Origin of the sequence: Nonomuraea sp. NPDC051191, assembly GCF_044455665.1 — a bacterium.
Taxonomy (GTDB): Bacteria; Actinomycetota; Actinomycetes; order Streptosporangiales; family Streptosporangiaceae; genus Nonomuraea.
Genome location: NZ_JBITEZ010000001.1, coordinates 353,452 through 371,425, shown reverse-complemented (window position 1 = coordinate 371,425; position 17,974 = coordinate 353,452). Strand labels below are relative to the sequence as shown.

19 protein-coding genes, 1 tRNA gene and 1 other RNA gene are annotated in these 17,974 nt (G+C 70.7%); 14 read left to right on the top strand and 7 right to left on the bottom strand.

Features of this window, described 5'->3' with window-relative positions; all coding sequences use genetic code 11:
• Positions 1-49: 49 nt before the first annotated feature.
• A complete protein-coding gene (locus ACIA8R_RS01595) occupies positions 50-331 on the top strand; it encodes an SRPBCC family protein (protein WP_397035897.1) in 282 nt (93 codons plus the stop codon).
• 2 nt (positions 332-333) lie between these two features.
• On the opposite strand, the gene ACIA8R_RS01590 is transcribed toward ACIA8R_RS01595, so the two are convergent.
• Positions 334-421 (bottom strand) — tRNA-Ser (locus tag ACIA8R_RS01590).
• Between the two features lie 106 nt (positions 422-527).
• On the opposite strand from ACIA8R_RS01590, the gene ffs reads away from it, so the two are divergent.
• Positions 528-623: signal recognition particle sRNA small type (gene ffs, locus ACIA8R_RS01585), an RNA gene on the top strand.
• 31 nt (positions 624-654) lie between these two features.
• Positions 655-2,973: a DNA polymerase III subunit gamma and tau gene (locus ACIA8R_RS01580; protein WP_397035895.1), complete on the top strand. Its 2,319-nt coding sequence runs from the start codon at positions 655-657 to the stop codon at positions 2,971-2,973.
• A gap of 25 nt (positions 2,974-2,998) precedes the next feature.
• On the opposite strand, the gene ACIA8R_RS01575 is transcribed toward ACIA8R_RS01580, so the two are convergent.
• The gene (locus ACIA8R_RS01575; protein ID WP_357693434.1) at positions 2,999-4,255 is read right to left on the bottom strand and encodes a GAF domain-containing protein; all 1,257 of its coding nucleotides are present in this window, start codon (positions 4,253-4,255) and stop codon (positions 2,999-3,001) included.
• Positions 4,256-4,746: 491 nt separating this feature from the next.
• Here ACIA8R_RS01575 and ACIA8R_RS01570 point away from each other — a divergent pair, with 491 nt between their 5' ends.
• The 5 genes from ACIA8R_RS01570 (at position 4,747) to ACIA8R_RS01550 (ending at position 8,639) form a co-directional block, all read left to right on the top strand.
• A complete protein-coding gene (locus ACIA8R_RS01570) occupies positions 4,747-5,097 on the top strand; it encodes a YbaB/EbfC family nucleoid-associated protein (RefSeq protein ID WP_125640519.1) in 351 nt (116 codons plus the stop codon).
• Positions 5,098-5,099: 2 nt separating this feature from the next.
• A complete protein-coding gene (recR, locus tag ACIA8R_RS01565) occupies positions 5,100-5,699 on the top strand; it encodes a recombination mediator RecR (protein WP_357693436.1) in 600 nt (199 codons plus the stop codon).
• Positions 5,692-6,222 (top strand): DUF5063 domain-containing protein, encoded by a 531-nt coding sequence (locus ACIA8R_RS01560; protein ID WP_352362187.1) that lies wholly within the window; start codon positions 5,692-5,694, stop codon positions 6,220-6,222. The genes recR and ACIA8R_RS01560 overlap by 8 nt, the downstream gene beginning before the upstream one ends.
• Before the next feature lie 87 nt (positions 6,223-6,309).
• The gene (locus ACIA8R_RS01555) at positions 6,310-7,584 is read left to right on the top strand and encodes an aspartate kinase (RefSeq protein WP_357693438.1); all 1,275 of its coding nucleotides are present in this window, start codon (positions 6,310-6,312) and stop codon (positions 7,582-7,584) included.
• A complete protein-coding gene (locus ACIA8R_RS01550) occupies positions 7,581-8,639 on the top strand; it encodes an aspartate-semialdehyde dehydrogenase (RefSeq protein WP_357693440.1) in 1,059 nt (352 codons plus the stop codon). The genes ACIA8R_RS01555 and ACIA8R_RS01550 overlap by 4 nt, the downstream gene beginning before the upstream one ends.
• A 128-nt stretch (positions 8,640-8,767) precedes the next feature.
• Here ACIA8R_RS01550 and ACIA8R_RS01545 read toward each other — a convergent pair whose 3' ends face one another.
• The gene (locus tag ACIA8R_RS01545) at positions 8,768-9,676 is read right to left on the bottom strand and encodes a hypothetical protein (RefSeq protein WP_397035891.1); all 909 of its coding nucleotides are present in this window, start codon (positions 9,674-9,676) and stop codon (positions 8,768-8,770) included.
• Positions 9,677-9,833: 157 nt separating this feature from the next.
• Here ACIA8R_RS01545 and ACIA8R_RS01540 point away from each other — a divergent pair, with 157 nt between their 5' ends.
• From ACIA8R_RS01540 to ACIA8R_RS01525, 4 genes are all read left to right on the top strand, one after another.
• A complete protein-coding gene (locus ACIA8R_RS01540) occupies positions 9,834-10,502 on the top strand; it encodes a TetR/AcrR family transcriptional regulator (RefSeq protein WP_397035889.1) in 669 nt (222 codons plus the stop codon).
• A 66-nt stretch (positions 10,503-10,568) separates the two neighbouring features.
• Positions 10,569-11,534 carry an LLM class F420-dependent oxidoreductase gene (locus ACIA8R_RS01535; protein WP_397035887.1) on the top strand — a complete coding sequence of 322 codons (966 nt, stop codon included), beginning with the start codon at positions 10,569-10,571 and terminating at the stop codon, positions 11,532-11,534.
• Positions 11,534-12,952 (top strand): amidase, encoded by a 1,419-nt coding sequence (locus ACIA8R_RS01530; RefSeq protein WP_397035885.1) that lies wholly within the window; start codon positions 11,534-11,536, stop codon positions 12,950-12,952. The genes ACIA8R_RS01535 and ACIA8R_RS01530 overlap by 1 nt, the downstream gene beginning before the upstream one ends.
• 65 nt (positions 12,953-13,017) lie before the next feature.
• On the top strand, positions 13,018-13,371 hold the full coding sequence (locus ACIA8R_RS01525) for a YkvA family protein (RefSeq protein WP_364083716.1): 354 nt from the start codon (positions 13,018-13,020) through the stop codon (positions 13,369-13,371).
• Here the strand turns inward: ACIA8R_RS01525 and ACIA8R_RS01520 are convergent.
• The 4 genes from ACIA8R_RS01520 to ACIA8R_RS01505 form a co-directional block, all read right to left on the bottom strand.
• On the bottom strand, positions 13,368-14,564 hold the full coding sequence (locus tag ACIA8R_RS01520; protein ID WP_352362172.1) for an amidohydrolase family protein: 1,197 nt from the start codon (positions 14,562-14,564) through the stop codon (positions 13,368-13,370). The two genes, ACIA8R_RS01525 and ACIA8R_RS01520, sit on opposite strands and share 4 nt — an antisense overlap.
• A gap of 157 nt (positions 14,565-14,721) precedes the next feature.
• Positions 14,722-15,465 (bottom strand): tyrosine-protein phosphatase, encoded by a 744-nt coding sequence (locus tag ACIA8R_RS01515; RefSeq protein WP_397035882.1) that lies wholly within the window; start codon positions 15,463-15,465, stop codon positions 14,722-14,724.
• 9 nt (positions 15,466-15,474) lie between these two features.
• A complete protein-coding gene (locus ACIA8R_RS01510; RefSeq protein ID WP_397035880.1) occupies positions 15,475-16,278 on the bottom strand; it encodes an SURF1 family protein in 804 nt (267 codons plus the stop codon).
• A gap of 49 nt (positions 16,279-16,327) precedes the next feature.
• A complete protein-coding gene (locus ACIA8R_RS01505; protein WP_357693457.1) occupies positions 16,328-16,807 on the bottom strand; it encodes a helix-turn-helix domain-containing protein in 480 nt (159 codons plus the stop codon).
• A gap of 58 nt (positions 16,808-16,865) precedes the next feature.
• Between ACIA8R_RS01505 and ACIA8R_RS01500 the strand changes: the two genes are divergently transcribed.
• Together ACIA8R_RS01500 and ACIA8R_RS01495 are read left to right on the top strand one after the other, a co-directional pair.
• Positions 16,866-17,378 carry a GNAT family N-acetyltransferase gene (locus ACIA8R_RS01500; protein ID WP_364083725.1) on the top strand — a complete coding sequence of 171 codons (513 nt, stop codon included), beginning with the start codon at positions 16,866-16,868 and terminating at the stop codon, positions 17,376-17,378.
• Positions 17,375-17,974 carry a TetR/AcrR family transcriptional regulator gene (locus ACIA8R_RS01495; protein ID WP_364083728.1) on the top strand — a complete coding sequence of 200 codons (600 nt, stop codon included), beginning with the start codon at positions 17,375-17,377 and terminating at the stop codon, positions 17,972-17,974. The genes ACIA8R_RS01500 and ACIA8R_RS01495 overlap by 4 nt, the downstream gene beginning before the upstream one ends.

Sequence of the window (17,974 nt, the reverse complement as noted above, 5' to 3'; positions counted from 1 at the left end):
ACGATCCAGGAGAACGACCACCAGGAGAACGACCACCAGGAGAACGACCATGGCAACGACCTCGGTCAGCCGCGTCCTGCCCGCCTCCCCGGAGCGGGTCTGGGATCTCATCGGAGGGTTCCACGCCCTGCCCGACTGGCTTCCGTACATCCCCGAGAGCACCATGCTCGAAGGCGGCCGCGTCCGCCGGCTGACCAACCCGGACGGCGAAGTGATCGTCGAACGCCTCATGGACTTCAGCGAGGCGGAGCGCCACTACACCTACGCCATCGTCGAAGCGCCCTTCCAAAGCCAGAAGGGGTGTGCCGTGATCACGGCACACCCCTTCTGAACTGGCGGAGGATAGGGGATTTGAACCCCTGAAAGGTTGCCCTTTACACGCTTTCCAAGCGTGCGCCCTCGGCCACTAGGCGAATCCTCCGCCGACGAGCTTACCGGACTTCCAGCACTGTGGTGACCGCGATTTTTCCGGGACGCTCTTGGCCCGAACCGTGGAGCGAGCACTGCTGAGGCCGGTTAGACTGTCCAGGGACCCCTCGCGCGGCGTCATCCTGTGAACCTCCCCAGGGCCGGAAGGCAGCAAGGATAAGCGGGCTCTGGCGGGTGTGCGGGGGGTCTCTTCGTTGAGAGCCCCCTCGCAGGCGGGATGGTCGCATGAGCCTTGCGCTTTACCGCAGGTATCGACCCGGGACCTTCGCCGAGGTCAAGGGTCAGGAACACGTCACAGATCCGCTGCGGCAGGCGTTGCGTACGGGCCGCATCAACCACGCTTACCTGTTCAGCGGCCCCCGTGGATGCGGCAAGACCTCCAGCGCGCGGATTCTCGCCCGCTCTCTCAACTGCGAGCAGGGCCCGACGCCCGACCCCTGCGGCACCTGCGAGTCGTGTGTCGCGCTCGCCCCGACCGGTCCCGGCCACCTCGACGTCATCGAGATCGACGCGGCCTCCCACGGTGGCGTCGACGACGCCCGTGACCTGCGCGAACGCGCCTTCTTCGCGCCCGTGTCGGCGCGCTACAAGATCTACATCATCGACGAGGCGCACATGGTGACCCGCGAGGGTTTCAACGCGCTGCTCAAGCTCGTCGAGGAGCCTCCGCCGCACCTGAAGTTCATTTTCGCGACGACCGAGCCGGAAAAGGTCATCGGCACCATCAAGTCGCGTACGCACCACTATCCGTTCAGGCTGATGCCGCCGGCGACGCTCAAGGTGTTGATGGAGGAGATCCTCACCTCCGAGGGCGTGCCCTTCGAGCCGCCCGCCCTGCCGCTGGTCGTACGCGCGGGCGCCGGCTCGGCACGTGACTCGCTCTCCATCCTCGACCAGCTCCTCGCCGGGGCCGAGGAGGACGGCATCACCTACGCCAAGGCCGTCTCCCTGCTCGGCTACACCGACGGCGACCTGCTCGACGAGGTCGTCAACGCGTTCGCCGCGCGTGACGGCGGCCAGGTGTTCCAGGCGGTCAACCGGGTGATCGAGGGCGGCCACGACCCGCGCCGCTTCGCCTCCGACCTGCTGGAGCGCTTCCGCGACCTGGTGATCCTGGCCAATGTGCCCGAGGCGGCGTCGAGCGGGCTGCTCGACCGTCCCGCCGACGAGCTGGAGCGGCTGGTGCAGCAGGCGTCCTCGATGGGTCCCGCCGAGCTCACCCGCGCGGCCGAGATCTTCAACGCGGGGCTCACCGAGATGCGCGGCGCCACCTCGCCGCGCCTGCTGCTCGAACTCATGTGCGCGCGCGTCCTGCTGCCGGGCGCCTCGCAGGGTGAGGCGTCCCTGCTCGCCCGGCTCGAACGCCTGGAGCGCGGCGGCACGGTCGCCCAGATGGCCTCCAGGGCGGGCGCGGTGACGATCCCGCGTCCGGCGGCTTCAGGCGGCCATGACGTGCCCGTTCCCGCCGTCGCTCCTCCGGCCGTCCAGGTCGCCGCGCCCGTGGCCGCCGGTCACGACGCGGTGGCTCAGGAGCCTGCGACGCCCGTCGACGGTCCCGCGCCTGTGAGCGGAGGGGCCGACGACTGGCCCGAGCCCGTACGTCCCGGCTCGGCGGCGGCCCAGGTCTCCGGCGCGCCCGCACCGGCCCCCACCGCTCCGGCTGCGGCTGCGGCTCCGGTCGCTTCCGGCCCGGTCGCGGGCGGGGCGGGCGGCATGCAGCAGCAGTGGCCCGCCGTGCTGGCCGCGCTCAAGCAGCGCAGCATCGTGGTCTGGGCCAACGTCAGCACGAACGCCCAGGTCGTAGGCGTCGAAGGCAACCTGGTCACGCTCGGGTTCAGCCAGGTCGGCGCGATGAAGAACTTCACGGGCGGCGGCAAGGACGCCGTCGTGGCGACCGCGCTCGGCGACGTGCTCGGCGGCACCTGGCGGGTCGAGGCGGTGGTCGGCGGCTCACCGGCGCCCCAGGCCACCCGCGGCCCCGCACGCCAGCAGCCGCCGTCCGGCGGCCACGCCGCCCCCGCGCCGCAGGCGGCCCCGGCCGCCGGTCAGGCGACGACCAGTCCGCAAGGCGGGGCCGGCGTCCAGGCGACCTCCCAGGGGCGATCCGCCTCCCACGGCGGCTCCCAGGACGACCAGGCATCCCCGGACCCGGGCCAACCTCCGGCCGCCGCGTCCGTGCCCGCGACCACCGACGAGTCCTGGCCCGACGCGCCCGACGACCTCAGCCCCGGTTCCCCGCCGAGCCCCGACCCCACCCAGACCGTGACCGCCCGGCAGCCCGCCGGTGCGCCGGTCGGAGCGGGCCTGGCCGCCGCGCGGTCGGCTGCCAAGGCGGCCGCCCAGGCGGGGCCACGTGCCCCCGCCTCGCGCGCGGGCGGCGCGGCGGCGTGGCCGAGCGCTATCCCCGGTCGTGACAAGGCCGCCGACGCCGACGAAGTCGACCCGCTGAACGACGCCGACGCCGACGTGGACGCCGTCTCCGGCATGGCCCTGCTGCAACGCGAACTCGGCGCCCAGGTCATCGGCGAGATCGACCACACCTGACGACGGCCGCCCGGGACCGGCGCGGTCAGGGGAAGAGACGGGCGCGGGCGGCGGCCGAGCGCGGGTCCGTCGGCGGAAGGGCCGACAGGCGTTCGAGCACCTGGTAGTCGTCGCGGCCGTTGGGAGTCTGGGCGTACGTCCACAGGTCCTCGGGGGAGCCGTGGCGCAGGAGGCACGCGCGTACCTGGGCTTCGAGTTCCTCGCGTTCGCGCCGGATGTCCGGCGACTCCGAGCGCGGCAGGAGCGGGCCGGGGTAGGAGCGGGCCAGGGCGGCGGTGTCGCCCGACGCCAGCAGCCGGCGAAGGCCGAGGAAGTCGGCCTCGACCGGGCACACCAGCCGGTACGGCTTCGCCGCCAGCACCTCCCCGAGCTGGCTGCGCAGCCGATGGATCTCGGCCCGGATCGTCACCGGGTTGCCGTCGTCGCCGTACAGGTGGAACGAGAGCTGGTCGGCCGACAGGCCCTGGGGGTGCAGGGCGAGAAGGGCGAGGATCTCGGCGTGGCGCAGTGAGAGCGGGTGCGCGCGGTCGCCGAGGTCGGCCGTCGGGGTGCCCTCGCCGAGGCAGGTCAGGCGGAGGGTGGGCGGCGTCGCGGACGGGGTGTCGCGCAGGAGGTAGCCGTCGCAGAAGGGCTCAAGGAAGGCGACGCTCCCGTCGCGCAGGATCATGCGCTGGCCGGACAGGGACAGGCGGGTGCCGAGCCGGCCCATGGGATCGCCCGAGATGACCCGGCCCGTGGGGGACAGCAGGATGCCTCCCCGGTTGCGCAGGGACTCGTAGCGGCGGCGCAGGCGTTCGTCGCGCTCGTGCATCCGTACGGCGAGCTGCGACTCGGCGAGCTTGGCCGTCGCGCTGACCAGGGCGACCGTCGCCGGATGCAGGGAACGCGCGATGCCGCTGACGTCGACGCAGCCGATGACGTCGCCCGACTCCGGATCGCTGATCGGCGCCGCGCTGCACGACCAGACGTGCAGCACCCGCATCAGGTGTTCCTCGGAGTAGACGTGGACCGGCCGGCCGGTGGCGAGCGCGGTGCCGATGCCGTTGGTGCCGGCCATGCACTCGCCCCAGTGGTGACCGTCGGCCAGGCCCACCTGGTCGGCGTCGCGCAGGATGCCGCCTTTGCCCTCCCGCCAGAGGACCCGTCCGTCACGGTCTGTGACGATCATGACGTGGTCGGTCTCGTCCGCCAGGCCGGAGAGGGTCTGGGCGAGCAGCGGCAGCAGCGGTTGCAGCGGATGAGCCTCGCGGATCTCGTCGATGTCGGCGGACTCGCAGACCAAAGGAGCACTCCGGCCATCCGGGTCGATCCCCGCCGCAAGCGATCGCCGCCAGGACGCCGTGATCAGAGTGCGAGGCGAATCGGGGGAACTCTGTCCCGTAGTCGCCGCTTCGTGTGCTCCGCGTAGAAGGCGGGAGTACGCATCGAGATGGCCGTAACTCATCGGTCACTCCAAGTAGTCAACAAGAGCATCCGTCCTGGCGGCGATATGCGCAAGCCGTTCAGGGGGATTGCGAAGGGTGATTGAATGAACGCAACGTGTGTGCAACGTTGGTCGCACTAGCGTTCCGAAACACGCGTCGGCGTGGTGCGGCCGCTCCGTCCGACGTGATGGCCGGGTCTCGGACACTGGAGGGGGGCCGAGATCCGGCCATGACCAAGGACCGTGACGTGTCTGGAGGGAAACATGGGGAGCCCTCCCAGTACATGACGCCGCCCAAACACCGTAGGCTCGTGGCAGTCAAGAACCGGAGCCACGAGGAGCGCACGACGGTGAACCCAGGGGATGTCAACCTGCAGCAGCTGCTGGAGCAGGCTCAGCTCATGCAGCAGCAGCTTGTGAGCGCCCAGCAGGAGCTCAACGACGCGCAGATCGAGGGCTCGTCAGGCGGCGGCATGGTCACGGCCGTCGTCAACGGCTCAGGTGAGCTGCTCGAACTCAAGATCGACCCGAGCGTGATCGACGCGGCCGACCCGCAGGACACCGCCGACACGATCGCCGACCTGGTGATCGCGGCCGTCCGCGACGCGGTGCGCGCCGCCGCCGACCTGCAGCAGGAGAAGCTCGGCCCGCTCGCCCAAGGTCTGGGCGGCGGCGGACTCGGACAGCTGCCAGGGTTCTAGGCATGTACGAAGGGGTCGTCCAGAACCTGATCGACGAGCTCGGCATGCTGCCCGGGGTCGGTCCCAAGAGCGCGCAGCGCATCGCGTTCCATCTGCTGTCGGCCGACCCGGCCGACGTCAAGCGGTTGGCGCACGCGCTGCTCGAGGTCAAGGACAAGGTGCGCTTCTGCCGGGTGTGCGGCAACGTGGCCTCCGAGGAGGAGTGCCGCATCTGCCGCGACCCGCGGCGCGACACGCACGTCATCTGCGTGGTCGAGGAGTCGAAGGACGTCGTGGCGATCGAGAAGACGCGCGAGTACCGCGGCACGTACCACGTGCTCGGCGGCGCGATCAGCCCGATCGACGGTGTCGGCCCCGACGACCTGCGCATCCGCGAGCTCATGACGCGCCTGGCCGACGGGCGGGTCACCGAGCTCATCCTCGCCACCGACCCCAATCTCGAAGGCGAGGCGACCGCTACCTACCTCGCCCGTCTGGTCAAGCCGATGGGCATCAAAGTGACACGACTCGCCAGCGGCCTGCCGGTGGGCGGTGACCTCGAGTACGCCGACGAGGTGACCCTGGGCCGTGCTTTCGAAGGACGGAGGCTCCTGGATGTCTGATATGTGGGATGTGCTCGCCGAAGAGATCGCCGCGCACGCGCAGAACTACGTCGACGGCCTGACCAGGGTCGCCGGCGGCGAGGGCGGCGACGCGATCTGGTCGCTGCTCCTGGTGGAGGTCGCGCAGGTGAGCCTGGCCGGGGCCAAGCTCGGCGCCAACCGCGACGTGATCCTCTCGGGCAACTACGAGCCGCCGATGAGCGAGGACCCCGACATCGACGGCGTGCGCACGGCGCTGGCCGAGCGGCTGGAGGCGGTCGACGACTACGCCGAGGTGTTCGACCCGTACAAGGACACGTCGGTCACGCCGTACCGGCTGTCGGACGATCTGACCGCGGTGGCCGCCGACCTCATCCACGGGCTGCGTCACTTCCACGCCGGCCGTCCGCACGAGGCGTTGTGGTGGTGGCAGTACTCCTACTTCAACACCTGGGGCAACCATGCGGGCGCGGCGATGCGCGCGCTGCAGGCCCTCGCCGCGCACTCGCGGCTCGACGTGGCGGAGGAAGCCACCACCGTGTGATGATCATCCACATAGTGGTATGAACCATCAGCCCCATGAGAGGCCCCCAGTAGACTGGCAGTTCACAGTCCAGACCGGGAGACTCTCGTGGCGCTCGTTGTGCAAAAGTACGGTGGTTCGTCCGTCGCCGACGCGTCCTGCATCAAGCGGGTCGCGCAGCGGATCGTCGCGACGAAAAAAACCGGCAACGACGTGGTCGTGATCGTCTCCGCGATGGGCGACACGACGGACGAGCTGCTCGACCTGGCCGAGCAGGTGTCGCCGCTGCCTCCGGGCCGCGAGCTCGACATGCTGCTGACCTCCGGAGAGCGCATCTCGATGGCCCTGCTGGCCATGGCGATCGCCAACCTCGGCCACGAGGCCCGTTCGTTCACCGGCTCGCAGGCCGGCGTGATCACCGACTCCACCCACGGCAAGGCCCGCATCATCGACGTGACGCCGGGCCGCATCCGTGAGGCGCTCGACCAGGGGCACATCGCGATCGTGGCCGGGTTCCAGGGCGTCTCGCAGGACACCAAGGACATCACCACGCTGGGCCGCGGCGGCTCCGACACCACGGCCGTCGCGCTCGCGGCGGCCCTGGAGGCCGACGTCTGCGAGATCTACACCGATGTCGACGGCATCTTCACGGCCGACCCGCGCATCGTCCCCGTGGCCCGCAAGATCCCCAGGATCTCGTACGACGAGATGATGGAGATGGCGGCCTGCGGCGCGAAGATCCTGCATCTTCGCTGCGTCGAGTACGCTCGGCGGTTCGACCTGCCGATCCACGTACGCAGCTCGTTCAGCACCAGGGAAGGCACGTGGGTCGTCTCCGACCCTTACACCGAAGGAACCGAGATGGAGCAGCCGATCATCTCCGGCGTCGCGCACGACCGGAGCGAGGCCAAGATCACTGTTGTCGGGGTCCCCGACAAGGTCGGCGAGGCTGCCTCGATCTTCAAAACGCTGGCCGAAGCCGAGATCAACATCGACATGATCGTCCAGAACGTCTCGGCGGCGGCCACGGGCCGTACCGACATCTCCTTCACGCTGCCCACGGCCGACAGCCAGGTCGCGCTGACGGCGCTGAAGAAGATCCAGGGCCGCATCGGCTACGAGTCGCTGCTCTTCGACGACCAGATCGGGAAGGTGTCGCTGATCGGCGCGGGCATGCGCTCGCACCCCGGCGTCACGGCGACGTTCTTCGCGGCCCTCGCCGACGCGGGGGTCAACATCGAGATGATCTCCACCTCGGAGATCCGCATCTCAGTGATCGTCGAGCAGGACGGTGTCGACGCGGCCGTGGCGGCCGCCCACCGAGCCTTCGATCTCGACGCCGACCAGGTCGAAGCCGTGGTGTACGGAGGTAGCGGACGATGAGCAGGCCCAATCTCGCCCTGATCGGCGCCACCGGCGCCGTGGGCACCGTCATGCGGGACATCGTGTCCAGCCGGGAGGACATCTGGGGCGAGATCCGTCTCGTCGCCTCCCCGCGCTCGGCGGGCAAGGTGCTGCGCGTGCGCGGCGAGGACGTCGTGGTCCAGGCGCTGGCGCCCGAGGTCTTCGACGGCATCGACATCGCCATCTTCGACGTGCCCGACGAGGTGTCGGCCGTGTGGGTGCCGATCGCGGCCGAGCGTGGCGCGATCGCGATCGACAAGTCCGGCACGTTCCGCATGGAGCCCGACGTGCCGCTGGTGGTGCCGGAGGTCAACCCGCTCGACGCGCGCGAGCGGCCCAGGAACATCATCTCGACCCCCAACTGCACCACGCTGTCGATGATGGCGGCCATGGGCGCGCTGCACGCCGAGTACGTGCTCACGGAGCTCGTCGTCGCCTCCTACCAGGCGGTGTCGGGCGCGGGCGTGGCGGGCTCGGCGCGGCTCTACGACGAGGTCGAGGCGCTGGCCGGCGACCGTTCGGTCGGCCAGACGGCCGGCGACGTGCGCAACGTCCTGGCCGACAAGCTGCCCGGGGAGTCGCCGTTCCCGGCGCCCATCGCGTTCAACGTGGTGCCGTGGGCGGGCTCGTACAAGGACGGCGGCTGGGCGTCCGAGGAGCTCAAGCTCCGCAACGAGTCACGCAAGATCCTCGGCATCCCCGGCCTGAAGGTCTCCGCGACCTGCGTCCGCGTGCCGGTCATCACCACGCACTCGCTGGCCGTGCACGCCCGCTTCGAGCGGGAGATCACGGTCGAGGACGCGCACCGAGTGCTGTCGGCGGCGCCGACGGTGGTGCTGATGGACGACCCGGCCAACGGCGTCTTCCCGACGCCGCTCGACGTGGTGGGCAACGACCCGACCTACGTGGGCCGCGTCCGCCAGGCGATCGACTTCCCGAACACGCTCGACCTGTTCGTCTGCGGCGACAACCTGCGCAAGGGGGCCGCGCTGAACGCGGCGGAGATCGCCGAACTGGTGGCCTCCGAGCTGTAGGCCCGGCCGACTCCGTGGGGACGCCGTGCCAGTCGCGGCGTCCTTCGCCTTTTCACGGAGAGTCGCCTGTCACGGAGAGTCGCCTTCTCAAGGAGAGGCTCCGGCGGCGCGACGGCGGGCGGGGCCTGTCACCGGAACAGGATGTCCCAGTGGCTGTTCTCGTTGGCGAAGACGGTTCCGGTGGCGGAACGGTAGAGCGCGGCGCCGTCACCGCGGACCCCCGTCTTGCGGTGGTTCCTGGTGATGTAGCGGTCGATGCACGCGTTGTGCGTGATGTCGAGCTTGTAGCCGTTCCCGTGGCTGTACTGGCCGGGTGCGTGGCCCGTCTCCGTGCCGCCGGTCACCATGACCGGGCAGCCGCTGTCATGCTTGAGGTCGATGATCCGGGCGATCGTGCCGGCCCTTACGGAGTCGAGCGAGGTGCAGTGGTGCATGTGGCGGCTCGTACAGTGGCCCGACGACTTCGTGCGCAGGCCCGAGCTCTTCAGCCAGCGGGCGGCCAGGGCGTGGGTCATGTGCATCGCCGCCTGCCTGGGCACCGTGCGCGCCAGATCAAGCTGAGATCGCTTCTGCGCCCTCTGCGGCCGGAACTGAGGCACGACGGCCTCCTCGACGCTCGCGGGCCTCGTGGCGGCCTCTGAGCGCTCGGCGCGATCCTGGGCGTACGTCTGCTCGACGAACGCCTCCTCGGCGTCGGCCCAGGCGTCCTCCGCCTCTTCTGAGTCCTCCCTCCCCAGCTGCGACTCGGCGGCCGTGGGGTCCGCCTGGTGGTGCCCGACCTGGTATGTCTCCGCCATGGCTGCCTCGACGGCGGCCTGCCGGATGTTCGTCCACGGCCCGTCGATCCCCTCCGGGAACCACAGGGACAGGTCGATCCCCCCGGTCTCGTCAGGACGGTTGAACGGTGTTGGCGCCTGAGCCCGCTCTCCACCTGATGGGTGGGAGGCGGCGGAAGCGGCCGACGCCAGCGCGATTATGGTGATCTGAATGCCGAGGAGCGCCACCACGAAGGTGCGCGCTGTTCCACGTATCCACATGTCGATGCCTTTTCGCGGAAAAGAGCCCTTCCGCCTGAAACGACAATCCCACCATTCCCAGGAGATAACTCATGTCTCATAGCCATCTTTGCCCTGTGGCGGCGATCACCGTGCCACTCCATGACCCACCGCGCTTTCAAGACGTAAAGTGACGAACGTGTCCGAAGCCCGAAACAGAGGATCGGAGAGCACCCGAGAGGTCATCGTCGAGACGGCCTTGCGACTGTTCCGTGAGCGTGGCTTCGACGCGACGACCATGCGCGCCATCGCCGCCGAGGCAGGGGTGTCAGTGGGCAACGCCTACTACTACTTCGAGAGCAAGGAGGCGCTGATCCAGGCCTATTACGACCGCGCGCAGGCCGAGCACGAGCAGGCCTGCCGGGAGTTCCTGGCCACGGAGAGGTCGTTCGCCGCGCGGCTGAGCGGGGTGCTGTGCGAGTGGGTGCGGGTGTCGGAGCCGTACCACGAGTTCGCGGTGAAGTTCTTCAAGCACGCGGCCGAGCCGACGAACCCGCTGAGTCCGTTCAGCGCCCAGTCGTCGCCGGCGCGGGAGGCGTCCATCGGGATCTACCGCGAGGTGGTCGAGGGGTCGAAGGACCGGATGAACGCCGAGCTGCGGGCCGAGCTGCCCGAGCTGCTGTGGTTGTTGTCGATGGGCATGGTGCTGTTCTGGGTGCACGACACCTCGCCGGGGTGCGTGCGCACGTACCGGCTGATCGAGGTGACGGTGCCGCTGGTGGATCGGCTGGTGGGGTTGTCGCATCTGCCTGGGTTGCAGGGGATCACGAAGGACTTCATCGCGGCGGTGCACGAATTGCGGGCCTGAGGGGCTCCTGGTAGCGACATACCGCTTGGTATGGTCGGCTCACCGTCATCGAACCGGAGGCCCTGAATGACGCCGAACTGGGGCATGACCATCCCCTTCTACGACCGTTCCCTGGCGAAGTCGCAAGAGCTGATCGCGGAGCTGCCGGGCCTCGGCTACACCGACGCCTGGTCGGCCGAGGTCAACGGGAACGACGGGTTCGTCCCGCTGGCGCTGGCCACGCAGTGGGCTCCGGGGATGCGGCTCGGGAGCGCGATCGTCCCGGTCTCCACGCGGGGGCCGGGATTGCTGGCCATGTCCGCGGCCACCCTGGCCGACCTGGCGCCCGGCCGGTTCGTGCTCGGCATCGGCTCCTCCTCGCCGGCGATCGTCGAGCGGTGGAACGCCGGGGAGTTCGCCAAGCCGTACGCGCGCACCCGAGACACGCTGCGCTTCCTCAGAAGGGCGCTGGCGGGGGAGAAGGTCTCCGAGCGGTACGAGACGTTCGAGATCAAGGGATTCAGGCTGGAACGGGCGCCGAAGACCGCCCCCAGGATCGTGCTGGCCGCGCTGCGGCCCCGGATGTTGCGCCTGGCCGCCGAGGAGGCCGACGGCGCGATCACCAACTGGCTCGCCCCCGAGGACGTGCCCAAGGTGCGCGCCGAGATCGGCCCGGACACCGAGCTGATCGCCCGCCTGTTCGTCTGCGTGAGCGAGGACGCCGACAAGGTGCGCGAGATGGCCCGGCGGATGCTGGCCGGCTACCTGACCGTCCCCGCGTACGCCGCCTTCCACGACTGGCTGGGCCGGGGCGAGGTGCTGCGTCCCATGCACGAGGCGTGGACGGCGGGCGACCGCCAGGCCGCGCTCAAGGCCATCCCGGACGAGGTGGTCGACGCCCTCGTCGTCCACGGCGACGCCGCCACCTGCCGGGCCAGGATCCGCCGGTACGTCGACAACGGGCTCGACACGCCGGTGCTCGCGCCCATCCCCGGCGGCGAGGTGCCGATCGAGCAGGCCGTACGCGACCTGGCCCCCATCCGGGAGGGCTGATGGACGACGTGCTGCGGCTCGACGCCGTCGGCCAGGCCCAGGCGGTCAGGGACGGGCAGGTGTCGGCCCGCGAGCTGGCAGAGGCCGCCATCGCCGCCATCGAGGCCCACGACGGCGAGCTCAACGCCGTCGTCCACCGGCGGTTCGAGCGGGCGCTGGCCGAGATCGACGCCCTTCCGGCGGACGCGCCCTTCCGCGGCGTGCCGATCCTGCTCAAGGACCTCGGCTGGCGGCAGGCGGGCGAGCCGTACGGCGCGGGCTCGCGGGTGCTCGACGGCCTGGACGACGCCCAGGACGGCCACGGCGTCGTCCGCCTGCGCCGGGCGGGATTCGTGCTGCTGGGCCGGACGAACACCCCCGAGTTCGGCAGCACGGTCACGACCGAGCCGGCGGCGTTCGGCCCCACCCGCAACCCCTACGACCCGGCGTACTCGGCGGGCGGGTCGAGCGGCGGCTCGGCGGCGGCGGTGGCCGCCGGCATGGTCGCGCTGGCCACGGCGAGCGACGGCGGCGGTTCGATCCGCGTCCCCGCCTCGCTGTGCGGTCTGGTCGGGCTCAAGCCGACGCGCGGCCGGCTGAGCATGGGCCCGTCCGCGGGCGAGGGCTGGAGCGGCTTCTCCTGCCCGGGGTTCGTGAGCAGGTCCGTCCGCGACACGGCGGCCGCGCTCGACGCGGTCTCCGGCTACGAGCCGGGCGACCCCTACGACGCCCCGGCGCTGCCCGGCCCGCTGACCGCCGAGCTGGACGCCGACCCCGGACGGCTGCGCGTCGGCTTCCTGACCGCCCACCCGCGGCAGGACGTGCCCGCCGATCCCGACCTGGCCGAGGCCGTCACCAGGGCGGCGGCGCTGCTGGAGAGCCTCGGGCACGACGTGGCCCCCGGCGGCCCGCGGGCGCTCGCCGAACCGGAGTTCGCCCGGCACTTCGGCGCCATCGTCGCCAACAACCTCGCCGCGCACGTGCTGAGCCTGGGCGCGGCCCGCGGCAGGCCGGTGGAGCAGGACGAGCTCGAACCGCGCAACGCGGCCATGGTCGCCGCGGCCCGCGCCAACAGCGCGGCCGACCACATCCTGGCCACCCAATGGGTGGACGGCTTCCGCCGCCGCATGGCCTCCTGGTGGGCCGAGGGCAACGACCTGCTGCTGATGCCGTCGTCGGGGGCGGCGCCGTTCCCGCTCGGCTGGATCCCGCCCGCCGACCTGAGCACCGCGTTCGGCAGGACCGCGCAGGTGGTGGCCTACACCTCGCCGATCAACGCGACCGGCCAGCCGGCGATCTCGCTGCCGCTGCACAGGAACGCGGCGGGGCTGCCGGTCGGCGTGCAGCTCGTGGCGGCGGCGGGCCGGGAGGATCTGCTGATCCGGGTGGCCGCGCGGATCGAGCAGGTCAGCCCGTTCGTGCATGCCGCCATGCGGTGACCGTCAGGAACCCCTCACCCGGCTGACGCGTTATGTCGTGAGAAGCCGGGGGTAGGAGGTTCCTCATGATGGCGAAGGCAGCACGGGCAGCGGCGGCGTGGCGGACGTACCGCGAGGTGACCAAGCCTGGCACGCCGGGAATGATGACCAGGGTGCGGGCGATCCCGCGCATGATCGGCGCGGTCACGCGCGGCCGCTACGACGGCATGGGCAAGGGCAGGCTCGCCCTGATGGCGCTCGGCGTGGTCTACATCCTGTCGCCGATCGACGTCATCCCCGACTTCCTGGTGCTCATCGGGGTGGCCGACGACTTCGGCGTGTTCCTGTGGCTGATCGCCTCGCTGCTCGGCGAGAGCGGTCGCTACGTCGAGCACGAGCGCAAGGTCATCCAGGCCAGGCTGGTCGAGGACGAGGGTTAGATCTCCTCCATCCGCAACCAGGCGCGCGAGGGCAGCGGATGCCCGAACAGGCGGGCGGCGTTGCCGTAGGCGACCCTGGCGATGTCGGCGGGCGGGAGCGCGCCGAGGTTGGCGGCCACGGCCTTCTGGGTGTCGGGCCACGTCGAGTCGGAGTGCGGATAGCCGCTCTCCTGCAGCACGTGGTCGAGCCCGACCGCGAGGCGCACGCCGGACAGCGCGTGGTCGTCGAGCGTGCCGAAGAAGAAGTTGCGGCGCAGCACCTCGCTGGGCTTCAGGCCGCCGTCCCAGGCGGCCTCGCCGGCGACCGGGTGGTCGAGCGCGTAGTCGGCGCGCTCGGCCAGCATCGGCAGCCAGCCGACCCCGCCCTCGACGATGAGGATGCGCAGCCCGGGGAAGCGCAGCGGCAGGCCCGACCAGAGCCAGTCGGCGCAGGCGAACATGGCGCTGGTGGGCATCAGCGTGGTGATCGCCTCGATGGGCGTGTCGGGAGAGGGCACGGGCGACCAGGAGGAGTCGCCGGTGTGCAGGGCCACGACCGTGCCGGTCTCCTCGCAGGCGGCGAAGAACGGGTCCCAGTGGCCGGTGTGGATCGACGGCAGCCTGAGCCTGGTCGGGAACTCGGGGAAGACCACGGCCTTGAAGCCGCGGGCGGCGTTGGCCCTGATCTCCTTGGCGGCGATGTCCGGATCGGGCAGCCAGGGCAGTTGCAGGCCGATGATCCGCTCGGGGTAGGTGCCGGCCCAGACGTCGATGTGCCAGTCGTTCCACGCCTTGACCAGGGCCAGGCCGAGCTCCTGGTCGCGGGTCCTGGCGAACGGCATGCCCGCCTGGCCGGCCAGCATGCCGGGGAAGCAGAGCGCCGCCCAGATGCCGGCGACGTCCATGTCCTGGACGCGGGCCTCGATGTCGTGGCAGCCGGGACGCATCTGCTCGAACCTGACCGGATCCAGGGTCCACTGCTCGCGCGGCAGCCCGGCGCCCACGTCGATGCCCGCGCACGGGTACGTGGCCCCGCCGTAGCGCCAGACCTGGTGACCGGCGTCCGTCTCCACGACCTTGGGCGCGACGTCGGCGTATTTCTCCGGGAGCCTGTCCTCGAAGAGGTCAGGAGGCTCGATCAGGTGATCGTCGGCAGAGATGATCACATAGTCGCGCCGCCGGGGATCAGGGTCGGGGAGCAGCGGCGTAGTCACGCAGGTAACCGTACGACGACGGCATAACGTCGAACAAGCTGCGACGTATCCGTTGGGTATCCATACGTTCGTACCCGGGACCGCCTGGAGGGGGATGGCGGCGGTCCCGGGCCGTGGGGTCCTTGAGGATGCTGCCCCTTGCGGACCCCGGCGGCTTCTACCCGCGGGAGATCGAATCAGTCAGGAGATTTCGGCGAAGTTCGGCGATGGTGGACCGCTCGACCTGGAGGACGCCGGTGACGTAGCGCTCGACGGAGCCGTGCCGCTCGATCAGGTCGTCCAGGAACAGGCGCATGGCCTGGGCGGGGGCCTGGCCGAACCCCGGCCACATCAGGGCCTCCGGATGCCTGGTGTGCCGGTCGGCGATGAAGCGCTCGGTGGCCAGGCCGGTCAGGGCGTAGTCGGCGACGATGTCGTCCTCGGCCACGCCGGCCAGGGAGAGGATCAGCGCGGTGAGCAGGCCGGTGCGGTCCTTGCCCACCGCGCAGTGGACGACGACCGGCGCGTTGTCGTCGACGGCGATCGTCTCCACGGCGGTGCGCAGGTTCGCCACGCCGTCCTCGGTCATCTCCAGGTACCGGTCGGCGAGGTAGCGCTCGACGCCGAGCTCCTCGCTGAACTCGGCGATGTTCCAGGCGCGGCCCTCGATCGGCAGGTTCCGGTAGGTCAGCCCTTCGGTCTCCGGCACCCGGCCGGACCTCTCGACCTCGGAGGAATGCCGCAGGTCGATGACAGTGCGCACGCGCAGCGCGTGGAAGGCGGCCAGGTCGTCGCCGGACAGCCAGCCCAGGGAGTCGGCCCGGTAGAGCCGCTGCCACCGGACGGTACGCCCGTCTTCGGTGGCATATCCACCTACGTCACGAAAGTTGCGGAGATTGGTGAACTCAATGTGGCGGATCACCCTTCAACCTTAGTTGGCGGCGGTTTCCGCCTCCGGGGACGCCACGGGCTCGCCGGAGGCCTTTCCGGCCTTCCGCTCGGCCACCTCGCGCCGGATCAGCATGATCCAGCCACCGATGGCGATGCCGATGAACAACCACCACTGGACCCCGTAGGCCAGGTTGAGCCCGCCGCCGGAGCCGACGTCGGGCGCGGGCACCGGCGCGGGTGCCGAGCCGGACGCCGGCTGCTGCCCGGTGAGCTCGACATAGCCGCCCACCAGCCGGTACGGCCACCGCTTCCCGATCTTGTCCGCGTCGATCAGCAGCACCTGGCCGTCCGGCAGGCCGGACCGTTCGCGGATGCCGGTGGAGTCTTCGGTCTCGCTCAGACGTAGCCGTCCGGTGACAGTTACCTGTCCGGTGGGCGGGGCGGGGACCGGGGGAGCCGCGTCGGCGCTGGCGGCGGCCGGGATCCAGCCGCGGTTGACGATCACCGCGGCGCCGTCGCCGGTGACGAGGGGGGTCAGGACGTAGAAGCCGTTCTGGCCCTCCTGCGGGCGGCGGCGTACGAGCAGGCCGTTGGCGGCGTCGTACGTGCCGGAGGCGACGACCGTGCGGTAGCGGTCGGCCTCGCCGACCTGCCGGCCGGGAGCCGTGAGCCGGTCGAGCGGGGCGGGGGCGGCCTCGATGTTGGAGGTCACCCTGTCCTTGTTGTCGGACCGCTCCTCGAAACGCCCGAACTGCCACCTGCCCAGGAACACGAACGAGGGGATGACCAGCAGCACCACGACGTGGAGCGCCAGCCACCGGGGCGTCAGCAGGAACCGGTACACGCTTCAAGGTTAGGCACCGGTGCGGGTGCTCCCTCACGCGGCCGTCCGGCTAGACGCTCCGCAGCCCGGGGCCCGGGCCGGGCACCGGCGTCACCTCGCGCGGACCGGCCACCTCGTGGCCCTCTGCGCAGCGGAAGCGCAGCTCGACGGGGGCGCCGCAGTCGCGGTGGGTGAGCCGCACCGGCGGGCCCTCGTCGTCGGCCAGGTACTTGTCACCCCAGTGCATGAGCGCGACCAGCAGCGGATAGAGGTCGCGGCCCTTGTCGGTCAGCCGGTATTCGTCGCGCTGGCGCTGGCCGGGCTCGCGGTAGGGCTCCTTGCGCAGCAGGCCCTCGTCGACCAGCCGGGCCAGGCGGGCGCTGAGCACCTGGCGGGGGGCGCCGGTGATCGCCTGCATGTCGGCGAACCGCCGTACGCCGCGGAACGCCTCGCGCAGCACCAGGAATGTCCACTTCTCGCCGACGATGTCCAGGGTGCGCTCGATCGAGCAGTTGTCCACCCGGAAGCCCAATCGGAACGGCACGTTCATCTCCCCATCATATCTGAGTTCAATTGACAGACCCAGCTCTGAAAGGCACGCTGAGTCTATGCACGGAACTCAGATCCGCCCGGTCCGCCCGGACGACGAGGAACGGATCAGACGCTTCCTGACCGGGTTGTCTCTGCACACGCAGACGTTGCGGTTCTTCACCGGCCTGGCCGTCCCGGCCGCCCACCTCGTACGCACCCTGCTGACCCTGGACGAACGCCGCGACGCGCTCGTCGTCACCGCCGGGGACGAGATCGTCGGGCACGCCATGAGCTACCGGGGCGGCTGCGCCGACGTCGAGATCGCCGTCGTCGTGGCCGACCGCTGGCAGGGGTGCGGGCTCGGCCCGTGGCTCGTCGACGCCTTGCTGCTCAGGGCCGCCGGGCGGGGCGCGCGTACCGTGGGGATGGACGTGCTGGGCGAGAACCGGCGGGTGCTCGGGCTCGTCCGCAGGCTGTGGCCGGACGCCAGGATGAAGGTCGCGTCCGGGACGGTCGAGGTGACCGCTATGATCGATCTGGCCGGAGTATTTGCGGAACAAGGTTCTGGTAGCACACCATTGACAGTGTGAAGAGTGTCAAGAACGGACGCGACGGCCGCACCCGCATCATCGAGGGTGCCCTCCGCCGCTTCAGCCAGGACGGTGTCTCGGCCACCACGCTGGCCAGTCTGCGCGAGGAGAGCGGTGTAAGCGTCGGCAGCTTCTACCACCACTTCGCCAGCAAGGAACATGTCTACGGCGTTCTGTACGCCGAGATCCTCGACGCCTACCAGCAGGCGTTCCTCGCCGAGCTGGTCGGCCACGACGACGCCCGCGCCGGCATCGAGGCCGTGGTCGCCTTCCACATGCGCTGGGCCGGCGAGCACCCCGAGCGGGCCAGGATCCTGGTCAGCGAGCGCCCGCCGCGCAAGCACGAGCCGGGCGGCGCGGAGGTCGCCGAGGCCAGGCGGGCGTTCTTCCGCCAGGTCTCCGACTGGTGGAAGCCGCACATGAAGAACGGCCGGCTCCAGCCCGTCCACGCCACCATGTGCTACGTCCTGTGGCTCGGTCCCGCGCAGGAGATGTGCCGCCTGTGGTTCGCCGGGGCGCACACCCCGACCGAGGAAGAGATCAAGGGCCTGGGCGAGGCGGCCTGGCAGAGTCTCCGCCAGCGCGGGGAGCAATGA